The sequence below is a fragment of the Nocardia sp. NPDC058658 genome (assembly GCF_042716665.1).
GTDB lineage: Bacteria > Actinomycetota > Actinomycetes > Mycobacteriales > Mycobacteriaceae > Nocardia.
In genome coordinates this window covers 1-14,081 of sequence record NZ_JBHXRR010000045.1, presented here as the reverse complement: position 1 = coordinate 14,081, position 14,081 = coordinate 1, and the positions used below count along the sequence as shown (strand labels likewise).

Below are 14,081 nucleotides of genomic sequence, written 5' to 3'. Positions count from 1 at the left end.
GCCGCCGTTGCTGGAGGCTTCGCCTCGGACGCAACGGCGGCTAACTCGCGGCCGGGCCGCTACCGCCGCTTCGCGGCGGACCCTCCCTAGGGGTCGGGTGTGGGGGGTGGGAGTGCGGTCATGGCGGATTTGGGGTGCACTGTGTTGTTGGGGGTGGAGTGGGGGTGTGGTTTTGGCGTGCGGGGTGGGGAAGTGCGGTGTTGGTGGGTCGGGGTGCAGTAAGTGGTGCGGGTGGGGTGGGGGTCGGGTAGGCGGTGTGACGGGGTCAGTGCACGCCGAGGAGTCGCAGTAGCGCGGTTGTGGTTGCTGCGGCCAGTACGGTGACGAGCAGGGGGGCGCGGCGCCAGGCAAGTACTCCGCCTACGCCGACGCCGGCGGGGAGGGCGATGCCTAGGTGGCCGGAGCCGGTGGGTAGCGTCGCTGTTGCGACGAGCGCCGCCAGCAGGATCAGGGCGCCGGTGTCGAGTAGGTGAATTGCTCTGGGGGACAGGCGTAGTCGGTGACGCATCGCGGGGCCGGTCCAGCGCAGGGCGTAGGTTCCCACGGCTAGTGCCAGCATGGCAGGCAGTAGGTACGGCGCGTTCACGCCTGCACCGCTTCGACCGGCACCGGCTCGACGGCCGGGGCAGGCGGACGAAGCGCGAACACCAGCCCACCCAGCGCGATCAGCACCGGCAGCCCGGCGGGCACATAAGGCGCGACCACCACCGCCAACCCGGCACCGACCAGCACCGGCCACAACGTCGCACGATCGCGCAGCGCGGGCAGGATCAGTGCCAGCAGGATCACCGGGAACACCGCGTCCAGGCCGAGCGCGGACGTGTCGGGCACGAGCGAACCGAGTGCGGCACCGAGGGTCGCGCCCAGCGGCCAGCACAGTGCGACACCGATGCCGCAGGCCCAGTACGCAGCGCGTTTGCGTTCCTGATTGCCGGGCGCCGCCGCGAAAGCGACCGACTCGTCATTGAGGACGTGGATGCCGAGGACCCGTTTCCAGCCACTCCCGAACACCTCCGGCGCCGACAATCCGTACGGCAGATGCCGTGCGTTGAGCAGCAGTCCGGCCACCACCGCGGCCAGCGGACTACCCCCGGCCGCCACGATCCCGAAGAACAGCAGCTCCGATCCACCGGCGAGCACGGTCACCGCCATCACGATCGGCATCCACATCGGGAACCCGGCCGCGATCGTCGACGCACCGTAGGACACCCCGAACAAGCCGACGGCAAAGCACGCCGCGGCTACGGCAGCCACGGTTGTCCGGTCGAGTGTTCGCCAAATCGAACGCATGTTGTTTATATTGAACGTCAGGGGTGGGTAAAGTCAACGCGGTATCGCCAGCCCCCAGGAGGCGCAGATGGACCGGCAGGACCCTGTCGTCGGACCGCCCCAGGCGGTGATCGCGGCCGCGCTTCGACGCGAACGCGCCCGCGCGGGTCTGTCGCTGACCGAAGTCGCCAGCCGGGCCGGCGTCGCGAAATCCACTCTCTCGCAACTGGAATCGGGCACCGGCAATCCCAGCCTGGAAACCCTGTGGGCACTGTGTGTCGCGCTGGAGATGCCGTTCTCGCGGCTGCTCGATCCGCCGCGGCCCGGTGTTCAGGTCATCCGAGCCGACGAGGGCTCACCCGTTCCGGCGGCAGACGCCGACTATCGAGTGACATTGCTCGCAGCGGGCCAGTCACTGACGCGCTGTGACGTGTACCGCGTCGCGGCCGAACCCGGCCACACCCGCCGCTCGGATCCGCACACGCCCGGCGTCGTCGAACACGTCGTGCTGGCGGCGGGCCGCGCCATGGCGGGCCCGGCCGACGAACCCGTGGAGATGCGCCCCGGCGACTACATCCGCTACCTGGGCGATCTCCCGCACATCTTCGAAGCCCTCGAACCGGGAACCTGGGCGACGATGGTCATCGAAAGCGCCTGAGGGTTACGCGTACCTCCGCCAACGCTGCGGCCGTGCGCGTCTGTGGAACGCTGAGCTTATGCGGCTCCTTCGCCGAGGTACTGCAACCAGATCGGATCCAGGTCGGCGGTGGTGGACAGCAGTCGCCAGTGCGGACCTTTGGGGGAGACCAGCGGATGGCGCAGGTGCCAGCCCAGGTCGGCAAGCATCTTGTCGGCCTTGCGGTGATTGCAGGGGGCGCAGCTGGCGACGCAGTTCTCCCACGAGTGCTCGCCGCCGCGACTGCGGGGGATCACGTGGTCGATGGTTTCGGCTTTGCCGCCGCAGTACCCGCATCGGTAGTGGTCGCGATGCATGAGCGCGGCGCGGGTCATCGGCACGCGGGCGCGGTAGGGCACACGCACATAAGTGCGCAGGCGGATAACGGAGGGAATCGCGACTTCCGAGCCCGCGGAGTGCAGCACGGGGCCTTCGGGATCGTCGTGGACAGCGTCTGCTTTGGCGCAGATCAGCAGGACGACGGCGCGACGCGCGGACAGCGCGGTGAGCGGCTCGTAAGTGGCGTTGAGGAGGAGCACCCGGCGTTTGCGCCATGCGGCGGCGTCGTGGTCTCCGGCGAGATGCAGAGGCGCGGGGATATGCGGCAGGTCGTGGTGACCATGTGCGCCCGGATGAGGATCGGACAAGATACGCAGCGGAACAGCCCCCGAGCCACGGTTGTGGACGTCGGCGGGCTGGAGTTGTCGGTGCGTGCGCGCCTCGTGTGAACGGGCGCTCGGTCGCTGCTTCATCTTCGTGACCTCAATTTCATGATTGGCAGGATCATGTGGTATCTGGGGCCGATACTGACCCCAGTTGACCATGGTTTCGGCGGTATTGCACGGCTATTTTTCAAACTTCCGGATGAACTGTGGTTGAAGGGCAGCGCGTTCGTGACCGTGGTGATCGGGGCACAATGGACGGCGTGACTTCCGGTGAGCAGACAACGACCTCCTTCTACGAAGCCGTGGGCGGCGCGGAGACGTTTCGCCGCTTGGTGTCGGTGTTCTATCGCGAGGTGGCGGCCGACGAGATCCTGCGTCCGCTGTACCCGGAGGAGGACCTCGGTCCGGCCGAGCGCCGGTTGCGGATGTTCCTCGAACAGTATTGGGGTGGGCCGCGCACCTACTCCGATGAGCGCGGGCACCCGCGGCTGCGGATGCGGCACAACCCGTTTGTCATCGGCCCGCTCGAACGTGATGCGTGGATGCGGTGCATGACGATCGCGGTCGGTGAGATCGAACCGTCGATCCTGGACGGCGAGCATCGCAAGGCCCTGCTCGACTACTTCCAAATGGCCGCGGCCTCCCTACAGAACTCGCCGAGCTGACCCCAGGCGTACACCGCATTCCCGCAGCCTCCTTGCAGAACGCCCCGTAGCTGCCCCGCCCAGCGTACGGGTGCCCGGTGTTCGCTGATGACCAGCAGGTAGCCGCCCTGTTTCCCGCCGTTGCGGTCTTTTACCACGATGTTTCGTCCCGGCGTGGCGAACGCTGGTTATTTGCGGGATTCGCAGAAAGTCTCGCCTCACATGATTATCCCGGGCGAACTTTGGCAATATTGCACGTGTGACACAGACACCTGCCTCGCCGGTGCCGGGGGAAGCAAGCACCGCTCCGTGGTGGAAAACCGCCGTGTTCTATCAGGTCTATCCGCGTTCGTTCGCCGACTCCGATGGTGATGGTGTCGGCGATCTGGGCGGTGTCCGCGAGAAGATGGGGTACCTGGAGCTATTGGGCGTCGACGCGCTGTGGATCTGTCCGGTGATGCGGTCACCGCAGGCCGACGGCGGCTACGACGTGTCCGATCCGCGCGATATCGACCCGCTGTTCGGCGGGTTGGGGGCGCTGGACGAGTTGATCGCCGAGGCGCACGACCGCGAGATCAAGGTGACGATGGATCTGGTGCCCAACCACACCAGCATCGAACACGCGTGGTTCACCGAGGCACTGGAAGCGGCGCCGGGCAGCCCCGAACGCGCCCGCTACATCTTCCGCGACGGTCGCGGCGAGAACGGTGACGAGCCACCCAACAACTGGCCGAGCATCTTCGGCGGCCCCGCCTGGACCAGGATCACCGAACCCGACGGCAAGCCGGGTCAGTGGTATCTGCACATCTTCGCTCCCGAACAACCCGACCTGAACTGGGACAATCCTGAGGTTGCCGACGATTTCGAGAAGACCCTGCGCTTCTGGCTCGACCGTGGCGTCGACGGTTTCCGCCTCGATGTCGCCCACGGCATGGCCAAGCCCGAGGGCCTGCCCGATATGGCGAAGGTCGAGACCAAGATGCTCGTCCACGACGACGACGATCCCCGCTTCAACAACCCGGGCGTACATGCCATCCACCGCCGCATCCGCACGGTGATGAACGACTATCCGGACGCGGTGTCGATCGGCGAGGTGTGGGTCGACGACAACGTCCGCTTCGGCGAATACGTCCGCCCCGACGAGCTGCACCTGGCGTTCAACTTCCGCCTCGCCGAAACCCCCTTCACCGCCGAGGGCGTGCACGACGCGATCACGCACTCCCTCGACGCCGTCGCCGACGCGGGCGCCCCACCCACCTGGACGTTGTCCAACCACGACATCGAACGCGAGGTGACCCGCTACGGCGGCGGCAAGACCGGCGTCGCGCGGGCGCGGGCGATGATGATGGTCGAACTCGCCCTGCCCGGTGCGGTGTTCGTCTACAACGGCGCCGAACTGGGTCTGCCCAATGTCGACGACCTGCCCGACGAGGTCCTGCAGGACCCCGTCTGGGAGCGCACGGGTCACAAGGAACGCGGCCGTGACGGGTGCCGGGTCCCGATGCCGTGGGAGGGCTCGACCACCCCGTTCGGTTTCACCGAGGGCAAGTCGTGGCTGCCGATCCCGGCTGACTGGGCCGATCGCACCGTCGAAGCGCAACTGGAAACCCTGCACTCGACGTTGTCGCTGTACCGCTTGGCGATCGACCTGCGCGCCACCCGGCCGGAGTTCGCGGGTCAGCGGATCGAGTGGTACGGCAGTCCCGACGGCTGTCTCGCCTTCCGTCGTCCGGGCGGGCTGACCTGCGTGCTCAATGCTTCCGACGGCGCGATCCAGTTGCCGCCGGGGGAGGTGCTGCTGTCGAGTGCGCCGGTCGCCGACGATCGGTTGCCCGCGAACGCGGCCGCCTGGTTGGTGTGACACGCGGCTTACCGGCAGCCGGAGGATGAACTACTACACAGCATCGTCTACCGTTGGAGCGTGAGCATTCTCGAGACAGTGCTGATCTTCGTCGGCATCCCGGCCGCGATCTACTTCGCGATCGCGGGTTTGTCCTATCTCGGTAAGCCATTCCCCGGTGAGAAGCCGGCCCACTTCGCACTCGGGCAGAAGTGGACCCACCGGCCGGTGCTGTGGAGTGCTACCGATGAGGTGACCGCTGCGGCGGGTCACCACACCGCCGAGCCGCATGGCAGTCATGCGGCTCTCGAAACCGCGCATGCGGAGCTGATCGGAGGCCGGGCAAGTGGCAAGTTCTAATTGGCCCGCGGTGGTCGAAGCCGACCTGCCGCACGGATCCGCCCTCACCAGCAGCGGCCGCGTGTCCGCTGTGCACGAGCCCGGCACCGTGTTCGACGAGGTGCCGTTCACCGATCACGAGCGCATCTCCCTCGACAACGCACTCACCGAGGCGACCCGCGCCACCAAGGTTCGTTTCAACATCTACCTCGGTGACCTCGGTACCGATCCGGCGGCCGGCGCCGACGCGATCCTGCCGAACACTCCCGAGTCGGCCGACTCGGTGCTCATCGCCGTGTCCCCGAACCAGGGCGCGATCGAGGTCCGCTCCGGTGCGAATGTGGCCGAGCGCGCCAACGACCGCATCTGCCAGCTCGGTGTCACCGCCGCGCTCGCCTCGTTCCGGCAGGGCAACCTGATCGACGGCCTGATCTCGGCCACCCGCGTGATGGCTGCCGCGATCGGCCGCTAGTTCTTTTTCGTCCGTACGGCGCGTTCACCACATGGTGAACGCGCCGTACGTGTTCTCAGCCGAAATGCGAGACCGTCCGGCCGCGCAGCGATTCCGTGTGCCGATGGTTCCGACAGCTCGGAGATCCGCGACGTCCGTCGGCGGGTGGTCAGTGGGGTGCCCGGCGGTCCGGACGGTATCGAGTAACCTGGTCGGCGGTCTGTCGGCCGTCGGCGTAGTGGGGGGAAACTTGTACGGACGTACCGCTCGGGTGCTCGTGGTGGCCTGCCTGGCGTTGACCGCCGCGGCCTGCGCCGACGACAGCACGCCCGTCGAATTCGCCTCGGCCGCACCTCTTTCCGACTTCTACAATCCCAGCGCGGAATCGATTCCGGGACCGCGTGGTTCGGTGATCCGGTCCCAGCCGCTCACCGGAGCACGCGCAGTGCCGGGGGCGCGCAACTATCTGACGCTGTATCGATCGCTGGACGCGCAGGAAAAGCCGGTCGCGGTGTCGGGGACGCTGGCCGTGCCCGAAGGTGTTGCGCCCGCGGGTGGTTGGCCGTTGATCTCCTGGGGGCCGGGCAGCACCGGGGTCGCCGATGTGTGCGCGGCCTCGCGGTCCGACGGTTCCACGCCGAGCCTCGACGAGCAGGCCCGCTGGGTGGCGAAGGGCTACGCCGTCGCCAGGACCGACTACCAGGGCTTGGGCACACCGGGCAATCACGGCTACCTGATCGGTGAGACAGAACATCGCGCGATGGCCGATATCGCCACGGCCGCACGGGAAGTCGACAAATCCGTCGGCTCGCGCTGGGTGGCGATGGGGCACTCGCAGGGCGGCCACGCGGCCCTGTTCGCCGCCGCCGACTCCGCGGGCTGGGCACCCGCCTCGCCCCTGCTCGGCGCCATCGCGCTCGCGCCCGCTTCGCATCTGGGCGAACAGGTCCGGATGGCGAAGTGGGCGGCGTCGAACCCGCTGGGCAAACTCGGCACGGGCGACATCGCGATCTACCTGCCGCTGCTGGTGCGCGGCGCCCAGACGATCACCGACGTCGACCCCGCGCGCTTCCTCACCGATCGCGCCCGGTCGCTGCTCCCGAAGGCCGACACCGAATGCACCGGCGGCCTGCGCGACCAGTGGGGCGGCCTGTCGGCGAAGGACGTCTTCACCCCCGACGGCGACGTCTCGGGGCTGCTGCGCGTCCTCGACGACAACGACCCCGGCGGCCTCCATTTCACGGTGCCGGTCCTGGTCCTGCAGGGCCGGTCCGATCTGACAGTCCCGCTGGCGTCGACCGATGCGATGGTCCGCGAACAGCAGGACCGCGGCGAATCGGTCGACTACCGCAAGTACGACGACATCGACCACAGCCACATTGTCTCGGCATCTTTCACCGACGCCCTCGCCTGGGCAGACGCCCGCTTCGGCATCACGCGGTAATTTGGAGCGCTGGCGCGCACGAGCGGGGCCCTTCGGGCACCTTGGAAGGGCTTACTCGGGGTGGGTCGAGTGGTTACGCCCAGAGCAGAAGAGGCGGGTGTTTCGGCGCTGACGTCCCTACGCTCGGAGTATGGGCGAGCACAACGGGTTGCGGGTGATTCCTGGCGGACGCGGTGAACAGCGGGCGCGGCCGGAACCACTCTGGCGTGAGGCGCTGGGTGAACGGTTGCGGGCCCTGCGTTCGGAGCAGCGCGCCACCCTCGTCGACACCGCGGGTCGCGCGGGGATCTCGCCGCAGTATCTGTCCGAAGTCGAGCGTGGGCGCAAGGAGCCGTCGAGCGAGATGATCGCGGCGTTGGCCGGTGCGCTCGGCACCTCGCTGGGCGACCTCGTCGCCCAGGTGGCCGAATCGATGCGCAGGCACGCACTCGTGCCGACCGGCGCGGTGGTGCTCGGCGGCCGACGCCAGATCGCGCCCACCGACGGCGCCCCGATGTCGATCGCACCCAACGCCGTACTGATGGCCGCCTGACTCGTCAGCCGATCAAGATCAACAGGCGCTGGTGGTTTTCCTTCTCGGGCGATACCGCCATGGTTGCCTGGGGATCAACCGTCCAGCGTCACACCGGCGGCGGCGATCTGGGTGCGGAGCAGGTCGACGATTGCGCTGATCGGGAGTTCGGGATCGATCGCGCGCTGCACGCCCAGGCCGATGCCGAGCGAGAGCAGTTGCAGCGCAGTGTCTTCCGCCGACATCGGGAGTTCGAGGCCGAGCTGATCCGCCTGGGTCCGGATCACCGTGGCGAGCATCGCGGTGAGGGTGTTCCGGCGTTCGGCGAGCTCGGTGCGGACCTCGGGCATGTGCCGGGTACTCGTCGCGAACTCGACTTCCAGCGCGGTCCAGCCGACATCGCCGATGTTCTCGTCGGCCCACCGCGCGAAACCCTCGATCCGCTCCGCCATGGTGTCGTGCACCATCATCGCGTCGGCCAGCGATTGGGCCCGCTCCACATGCACGACGTCGAGCACGGCCAGGCCCAGTTCGTGCTTGGTCGCGAAGTTGGAGTACACCGCGCCCTTGGAGAATCCTGCCTCGGTGGCCACCTTCTCCAGCGAGGTCACGTTGTAGCCGTCGGCCATGAACAACCGCTTCGCGGTCTCGACCAGCCTTTCACGCGTGAGTGCGTGCGACTCCTTGCGCGTCATCCTGGCCATGTGCGGGAGTTTAGCAAAATGGGCTACCGCCGGAATTCGAATACCGTTAGTATTCGAATCATGAGTACACGACGCGGCCTCGCCATCGGATGTGGCGGCCTGCTCGGCTTCGCCTGGACCGCCGTAGCCCTCGACGCCGTCGAACGCGCCATGAACTGGGACGTGCGCACCGCCGACGTCCTGATCGGCACGTCGGCGGGCGCGGAGATCGTGGCCGCCCTCGGTTCCGGCCGGACCCCGACCGACCTGCTCGCCGCCCTCGACGCCACACCCGGCGCCGATGAGGTGCTGGCCGGTCACGTGGCGGTGGACCCGGGCAAGCTGCCGCCGCTGCCCGGCCTCGGGCTGCCCGCGCTCGGTCTGCTCGGCGCCGGTGTGCGCGCCGGGTCGGCCTACACCGCGCTGGCCGGCCTCCTGCCCCGCGGCCGTGGCGATGCGGGCTGGCTGCGCGCCTACGGCCGAGCCCTGGCGGATTCCGACGGCTGGGTGAGCCACCCGGCCACCTGGCTGGTCGCCGCAGAAGCCTCCACCGGTGTCCGGACCACGTTCGGCGCGCAGGGTCGTGTCGGGGCCGCGGCGAGGGGGCAAGCGTTCGGTCCGCACAGTGAAGTGAGCCGTAATGTGCAAGTCGCGGCCGAGGTGCCCGGTCGGCGGGTCGAGGTTGCTCGCAGTGGTGTGGACGCGGATGTTGCCTCGATCGAAGATGCTGCGGTGCACAAGGATTCGAGTTGCCGGAGCGCGGCCGATCTTGGCGATGCGATCGCCGCCTCCTGGGCAATTCCGGGCTGGTTTCCGCCGGTGCAGATCGGCGGGCGGTCCTACGTCGACGGCGGGTCGGTGTCGTCGGTGTCGGCTGATCTGCTCCTGCCGCTCGAACTCGACGAGGTGGTGATCGTCGCGCCGATGACCTCGGCGGGCGGCGCACCGGCGACCGGACTGGACCGTATCGAGCGACTGCTCCGCGCACAGATGACCCGCGTCCTCGACCGCGAAGTGGCGCTGCTCCAAGCTGCGGGAACGCGCGTGATCCGTGTTGAACCGGGCCCCGGTGAACTTGCCGCGATGGGCCCCAACTTCATGGACTCGGCCCGCAGACCGGCCACCCTGGCAGCCGCCCGGCGAGACGTCCCCGCCCGGGTCGCCACGGCCATCCGCACCGCCCATCGCGAATTCGCATGAGCGACGGAAAGATCGGGCGCGGCAATCGCCATGCCCGCCGTCACGAGGCGAGCGGGGGCGCCCGTGTGAATCGTCGTGTGGCGGCATGGGGATCGCCCGGCACCGGGTGGTTCGCACCCGCACGCACAGCCGCGCAAGTATCGCTCGAAGGAGAAATCTGATGACCCAGCACCACGAAGTAGTTGTGATCGGTGGCGGGATCTCCGGCATCTGCGCCGCGATCAAGCTGGTCGAGGCCGGTGTCGACGACGTGGTGATCGTCGAGAAGGCCGACACGTTCGGTGGCACCTGGCGAGCCAACACCTATCCCGGTTGCGCGTGCGACGTGCCGTCGGGCCTGTACTCGTTCTCCTTCGCGCCCAACAGCGAATGGTCGCGGCTGTTCGCGACCCAGCCCGAGATCCTCGACTACGTCAACAAGGTCGCCGGTGAGCACGGGCTGGCCGAACGCACACGCTTCGGGGTCGCGGTGCTCGGCAGCCGATGGGACAGCGCCGAGAACCTCTGGCGCTTGGAGACCAGCGAGGGTCAGCTGACGGCACGTTTCGTCGTCTCGGCCGCAGGCCCCTGGAACGAACCGAATCTGCCTTCGATCCCCGGCCTGGCCGAGTTCCCGGGCGAGGTCTTCCACTCCGCCCGCTGGAATCACGATTACGACCTGCGCGGCAAGCGGGTCGCGGTGGTCGGTTCCGGTGCGTCGGCGGTGCAGTTCGTGCCCGCGATCGCGCCCGACGTCGCGCGACTTCACCTGTTCCAGCGCACCGCGCAATGGGTGCTGCCGAAACTCGACCACCGCGTACCCGGCTTCGAGAAGCGGGTGATGCGACGATTCCCGTTCGCGCACAAGGCATTGCGGTCGATCGAGTACGGCCTGATGGAAGGGCTCGGGGTCGCGTTCCGGCACCCGCGGCCACTGATGCAGACCGTGCAGGCCGTCGGTTCGGCGTATCTGCGTGCGGTGGTGCGTGATCCGGCACTGCGGGCGAAACTCACGCCCGACTACCTCCTCGGCTGCAAGCGAATCCTGTTCTCCAACAGCTACCTTCAGTCGCTGACCCGCGACAACGTCGACGTGCACGCCACCGGGGTCACCGAATTCCGTGGCAACACCGTGGTCGGTGCCGACGGCACCACCGCCGAGGTCGACGCCGTCATCCTCGGCACCGGCTTCCACATCCTCGACACCCCGCTGGCCGACATCGTGCGCGGCGCCGACGGCCGCACCATGGCCGAACATTGGAAAGGCTCGCCCGAGGCCTACCTCGGCACTGTCACCACCGGTTTCCCCAACGCGTTCACCGTGCTCGGCCCCAGCCTCGGCACCGGCCACTCCTCGGCGTTCGCCATTCTCGAAGCCCAGGTCGCCTTCCTCGTCTCGGCGATCGAGCAGGCTCGCGGCGCGAGCTGGGCGGCGCTGGATGTGCGCCCCGAGGTGCAGGCGCGCTACGTCGACCAGGTGCAGGCCGCGCTGGCGGGCACCGTCTACAACGCGGGCGGTTGCCACAGCTACTACATGGATGCCAACGGCCGCAACAGTTTCAGCTGGCCCTGGTCCACCGGCGAACTCACCACCCGCGTCGCCACCTTCGACCCCACCGACTTCACCATCACCCACGCGACGGCAGTCTCCGCGTGAGCGCCGCGACGTGCGCGCTCTCGCGCCACGAGTGGACGTGAACCGTTCGCCGATCGACCTCGCCGAGGTACCGGTCGCTTCCCCGCGCGCTACCTGCTCGGTCGCGCGTGTACGTACTCGGCGAGAGGCACGACATTGAGCTACCCCCGGATCGATCTCGAAGGCGCCACCATCGCGATCACCGGCGCCGCCCGCGGCATCGGACTCGCCACCGCCAAGGCGTTCATCGAGGCCGGCGCGTACGTCGCGCTCGGTGACCTCGACGAAGCGCTGGCCGTGCAGGCCGCCGCCGACCTCGGCGACCACGCGATGGGCCATGCCCTCGACGTCACCGACAAGGCTTCCTACGCAAAGTTTCTCGACGCGACCGCGCAGTGGCACGGCCCGCTGGACGTGCTGGTGAACAACGCGGGCGTGATGCCCAACGGCCCGTTCCTCGACCAGTCCGACCGCATCGACCAGCTCACCATGGACGTCAATGTCTACGGCGTCATCCACGGCATGCGGTTGGCGCTGCCGGGCATGGTCGAGCGCGGCTACGGGCACGTCGTGAACATCGCCTCGTTGGCGGGCAAGTTCCCGCTCAAGGGCCTGGCCGTTTACAACGCCAGCAAGTTCGCGGTGGTCGGGCTGACCGCGGCCACCCGGCTGGAGATGGACGCCACCGGGGTGAGCGTGAGTGCGGTACTGCCGTCGGCGGTGCGCACCGAGCTCAGCTCGGGCATCGACTACGGCATCCTGCCCGCCGTCGACCCGGAGGATATCGCCGCCGCGGTGGTCCGCACAGTCAAGACCCGTGCGGCCGAGACCGCGGTACCCGGGTATGTCGGGGCGCTGGCGAACGCTGTCGGGCTGGTCCCGGAGTCGGTGATGCGCGCTGTCCGCAAGGCGGCCCACGACGACGCCGCCATCACCCGGGTGGACGACGATGTCCGCCGGGTCTACCTGGACCGCATCGAGAAGCAGTGAGCGTCGACGCTGGCTCGGTGCCGTCCCGTCAGTGCGACTTGCGCACCGAGTCTGGTGCTCGGCGTACTGCCACGCTGGGCGGACATTCTTCGGCGATCCGGTCGATATTCGAACCGATCCGAGTGAAAATGTCCGTCCAGCGTGGTCTCACCGCGCGGACGGCTCACTCCCGCTCGTGCAGAACCCGGTCGACCAGCCCGTAGTCCAGCGCCGTCTCGGCGGTGAACACCCGGTCGCGGTCGGTATCCCGGCGCAGGGTCTCCGGGGTCTGACCGGTGTGCCTGGCCAGGATCGCCTCGATCGCCGCGCGCATGCGGACGATCTCGTCGGCCTGCAGGATCAGGTCGGGGATGGTGCCCTGACCGCGAGTCGCGGGCTGGTGCAACACGATTCGGGTGTGCGGGAGCATCGCGCGATGGCCGGGTGCGCCCCCGGCGAGCAGGACCGCGCCGACCGCGATCGCCTGGCCGACGCAGGTGGTGTGCACGGGGGCCTTGATGAATCGCATGGTGTCGTAGACGGCGAGCATGGCGGAGAGGTCGCCACCCTCGCAGTTGATGTAGAGGCTGATCGCCTGGCCGGGGCTGTCGGATTCCAGGTGCAGCAGTTGGGCGATGAGGGCGTTGGCGACGCCGGAGTCGATGGGGGTGCCGAGGTAGACGATGCGTTCGCTGAGCAGGTGCGAGTAGATGTCGGTGATCCGCTCACCGCCGCCGCGGTGCTGGGACACCACATTCGGGATCGTGTAGGTCATGTGCTGGCCTTCCGGAGGTAGCTGAACGACGTGGAGTACGGGAGGACCGCTGCGGCGAGTCCGCCACCGAACGGCACCGAGGCGACGATGCCCACCCCGCGCTGCGGGCCCTGTTCGCGTTGCGCGGCAGCGGGTACCTGGCGTGCCAGCGACGGGAACCTGTGTACGGCAGCAGTTCTCATGTGGTGATCCCGATGCGGTGGCGGTGCGGGATCACCTGGTCGAACGATTCGACGATGTGGTCGATGAACCCGTATTCGAGTGCCTGGGGTGCGGTGAACCAGCGGTCGTGCAGGGAGTCCTCGTAGATGCGGTCGAAGGGTTGGCCGGTGTCGGCGGCGATGAGGCCGAGCACGGTGTCGACGGTGTGGCGCAGGTCGTCGGCCTGTACTTCCACTTCCACCGCGCTGCCGCCGATTCCCGCTGAACCCTGGTGCATGAGGACGCGGGCGTGCGGTAGGGCGTACCGCTTGCCGGGGGTGCCCGAGGAGAGCAGGAATTGCCCTGCACTGCAAGCCAATCCGAGTGCGAGGGTGGACACCTCGCACGGGACCAGTCGCATCACGTCGCGGATCGCCAGCATCGAGGGGACCGAACCGCCGGGGGAATGGATCCAGAGCGAGATTCCGGCTTCGGGGCTCTGGGCGCCGAGGGTGAGTAGTTGGGTGATGAGCAGGGTGCCGTTGTCGTCGTCGAGGGGGCCGTCGAGGACGAGGATGCGTCGGGCGAACAGTTGCTCGCGGGTTCGCCAGGTGAACATCGGGGGTTTTTCGTCGTGTGCCATGAGTTCACGGTGCCTTGGGCACACTATGTTTCGCCGCTGATGCTGCTGTGGGCAGATCTGCTGTCAGCAGGGGAGGTGTGGCGCTGCTGTAGGGGCTGGTGGTCTCGCGGTTGGGTTGTGTGGCTGGGCTTCGGGGTTTGGGTAGTCCTGGGCCGGGTGGGTGGCAGAGCTCCGGGGGTTAGTAGTCCCAGAGGTTTGAGGCTGTGTTTATTGGGC

Annotated in this window: 18 protein-coding genes; 11 read left to right on the top strand and 7 right to left on the bottom strand. The window is 68.1% G+C overall.

Annotation, left to right across the window (positions count from 1 at the left end):
- Window positions 1-265: 265 nt before the first annotated feature.
- Window positions 266-586, bottom strand: coding sequence for an AzlD domain-containing protein (locus ACFWUP_RS31075; protein ID WP_379239556.1), 321 nt, complete (start codon window positions 584-586; stop codon window positions 266-268).
- Window positions 583-1,290 carry an AzlC family ABC transporter permease gene (locus ACFWUP_RS31070; RefSeq protein WP_379239555.1) on the bottom strand — a complete coding sequence of 236 codons (708 nt, stop codon included), beginning with the start codon at window positions 1,288-1,290 and terminating at the stop codon, window positions 583-585. Before ACFWUP_RS31070 ends, ACFWUP_RS31075 begins: the two co-directional genes overlap by 4 nt.
- Before the next feature lie 67 nt (window positions 1,291-1,357).
- On the opposite strand from ACFWUP_RS31070, the gene ACFWUP_RS31065 reads away from it, so the two are divergent.
- The gene (locus ACFWUP_RS31065; protein ID WP_379239554.1) at window positions 1,358-1,927 is read left to right on the top strand and encodes a helix-turn-helix domain-containing protein; all 570 of its coding nucleotides are present in this window, start codon (window positions 1,358-1,360) and stop codon (window positions 1,925-1,927) included.
- A gap of 56 nt (window positions 1,928-1,983) precedes the next feature.
- On the opposite strand, the gene ACFWUP_RS31060 is transcribed toward ACFWUP_RS31065, so the two are convergent.
- The gene (locus ACFWUP_RS31060; RefSeq protein WP_379239553.1) at window positions 1,984-2,697 is read right to left on the bottom strand and encodes an HNH endonuclease; all 714 of its coding nucleotides are present in this window, start codon (window positions 2,695-2,697) and stop codon (window positions 1,984-1,986) included.
- An 18-nt stretch (window positions 2,698-2,715) separates the two neighbouring features.
- Between ACFWUP_RS31060 and ACFWUP_RS31055 the strand changes: the two genes are divergently transcribed.
- From ACFWUP_RS31055 to ACFWUP_RS31025, 7 genes are all read left to right on the top strand, one after another.
- Window positions 2,716-2,874, top strand: coding sequence for a hypothetical protein (locus ACFWUP_RS31055; RefSeq protein ID WP_379239552.1), 159 nt, complete (start codon window positions 2,716-2,718; stop codon window positions 2,872-2,874).
- Window positions 2,862-3,275: a globin gene (locus tag ACFWUP_RS31050; protein WP_379239551.1), complete on the top strand. Its 414-nt coding sequence runs from the start codon at window positions 2,862-2,864 to the stop codon at window positions 3,273-3,275. The genes ACFWUP_RS31055 and ACFWUP_RS31050 overlap by 13 nt, the downstream gene beginning before the upstream one ends.
- Window positions 3,276-3,513: 238 nt before the next feature.
- A complete protein-coding gene (locus ACFWUP_RS31045) occupies window positions 3,514-5,115 on the top strand; it encodes an alpha-amylase family glycosyl hydrolase (RefSeq protein ID WP_379239550.1) in 1,602 nt (533 codons plus the stop codon).
- Window positions 5,116-5,175: 60 nt separating this feature from the next.
- Window positions 5,176-5,454 (top strand): hypothetical protein, encoded by a 279-nt coding sequence (locus tag ACFWUP_RS31040; protein WP_194829561.1) that lies wholly within the window; start codon window positions 5,176-5,178, stop codon window positions 5,452-5,454.
- Window positions 5,441-5,905 (top strand): DUF5130 domain-containing protein, encoded by a 465-nt coding sequence (locus tag ACFWUP_RS31035; protein WP_379239549.1) that lies wholly within the window; start codon window positions 5,441-5,443, stop codon window positions 5,903-5,905. The genes ACFWUP_RS31040 and ACFWUP_RS31035 overlap by 14 nt, the downstream gene beginning before the upstream one ends.
- A gap of 229 nt (window positions 5,906-6,134) precedes the next feature.
- The gene (locus tag ACFWUP_RS31030; protein ID WP_379239548.1) at window positions 6,135-7,328 is read left to right on the top strand and encodes a lipase family protein; all 1,194 of its coding nucleotides are present in this window, start codon (window positions 6,135-6,137) and stop codon (window positions 7,326-7,328) included.
- Between the two features lie 130 nt (window positions 7,329-7,458).
- The gene (locus ACFWUP_RS31025) at window positions 7,459-7,860 is read left to right on the top strand and encodes a helix-turn-helix domain-containing protein (RefSeq protein ID WP_379239547.1); all 402 of its coding nucleotides are present in this window, start codon (window positions 7,459-7,461) and stop codon (window positions 7,858-7,860) included.
- A gap of 74 nt (window positions 7,861-7,934) precedes the next feature.
- Here the strand turns inward: ACFWUP_RS31025 and ACFWUP_RS31020 are convergent, their stop codons facing one another.
- Complete coding sequence (locus ACFWUP_RS31020; RefSeq protein ID WP_379239546.1) at window positions 7,935-8,543, bottom strand: TetR/AcrR family transcriptional regulator; 609 nt, start codon at window positions 8,541-8,543, stop codon at window positions 7,935-7,937.
- 60 nt (window positions 8,544-8,603) lie between these two features.
- Between ACFWUP_RS31020 and ACFWUP_RS31015 the strand changes: the two genes are divergently transcribed.
- The 3 genes from ACFWUP_RS31015 (at window position 8,604) to ACFWUP_RS31005 (ending at window position 12,327) form a co-directional block, all read left to right on the top strand.
- Window positions 8,604-9,722 (top strand): patatin-like phospholipase family protein, encoded by a 1,119-nt coding sequence (locus ACFWUP_RS31015; RefSeq protein WP_379239545.1) that lies wholly within the window; start codon window positions 8,604-8,606, stop codon window positions 9,720-9,722.
- Window positions 9,723-9,882: 160 nt separating this feature from the next.
- The gene (locus tag ACFWUP_RS31010) at window positions 9,883-11,358 is read left to right on the top strand and encodes a flavin-containing monooxygenase (RefSeq protein ID WP_379239544.1); all 1,476 of its coding nucleotides are present in this window, start codon (window positions 9,883-9,885) and stop codon (window positions 11,356-11,358) included.
- A 135-nt stretch (window positions 11,359-11,493) separates the two neighbouring features.
- The gene (locus ACFWUP_RS31005; protein WP_379239543.1) at window positions 11,494-12,327 is read left to right on the top strand and encodes an SDR family oxidoreductase; all 834 of its coding nucleotides are present in this window, start codon (window positions 11,494-11,496) and stop codon (window positions 12,325-12,327) included.
- 163 nt (window positions 12,328-12,490) lie between these two features.
- Here ACFWUP_RS31005 and ACFWUP_RS31000 read toward each other — a convergent pair whose 3' ends face one another.
- The 3 genes from ACFWUP_RS31000 to ACFWUP_RS30990 are packed head-to-tail and all read right to left on the bottom strand — an operon-like array spanning window position 12,491 to window position 13,865.
- The gene (locus ACFWUP_RS31000; protein ID WP_379239542.1) at window positions 12,491-13,081 is read right to left on the bottom strand and encodes a ClpP family protease; all 591 of its coding nucleotides are present in this window, start codon (window positions 13,079-13,081) and stop codon (window positions 12,491-12,493) included.
- Complete coding sequence (locus ACFWUP_RS30995) at window positions 13,078-13,263, bottom strand: hypothetical protein (RefSeq protein WP_379239541.1); 186 nt, start codon at window positions 13,261-13,263, stop codon at window positions 13,078-13,080. The genes ACFWUP_RS31000 and ACFWUP_RS30995 overlap by 4 nt, the downstream gene beginning before the upstream one ends.
- A complete protein-coding gene (locus ACFWUP_RS30990; RefSeq protein ID WP_379239540.1) occupies window positions 13,260-13,865 on the bottom strand; it encodes a ClpP family protease in 606 nt (201 codons plus the stop codon). Before ACFWUP_RS30990 ends, ACFWUP_RS30995 begins: the two co-directional genes overlap by 4 nt.
- Window positions 13,866-14,081: the final 216 nt, after the last annotated feature.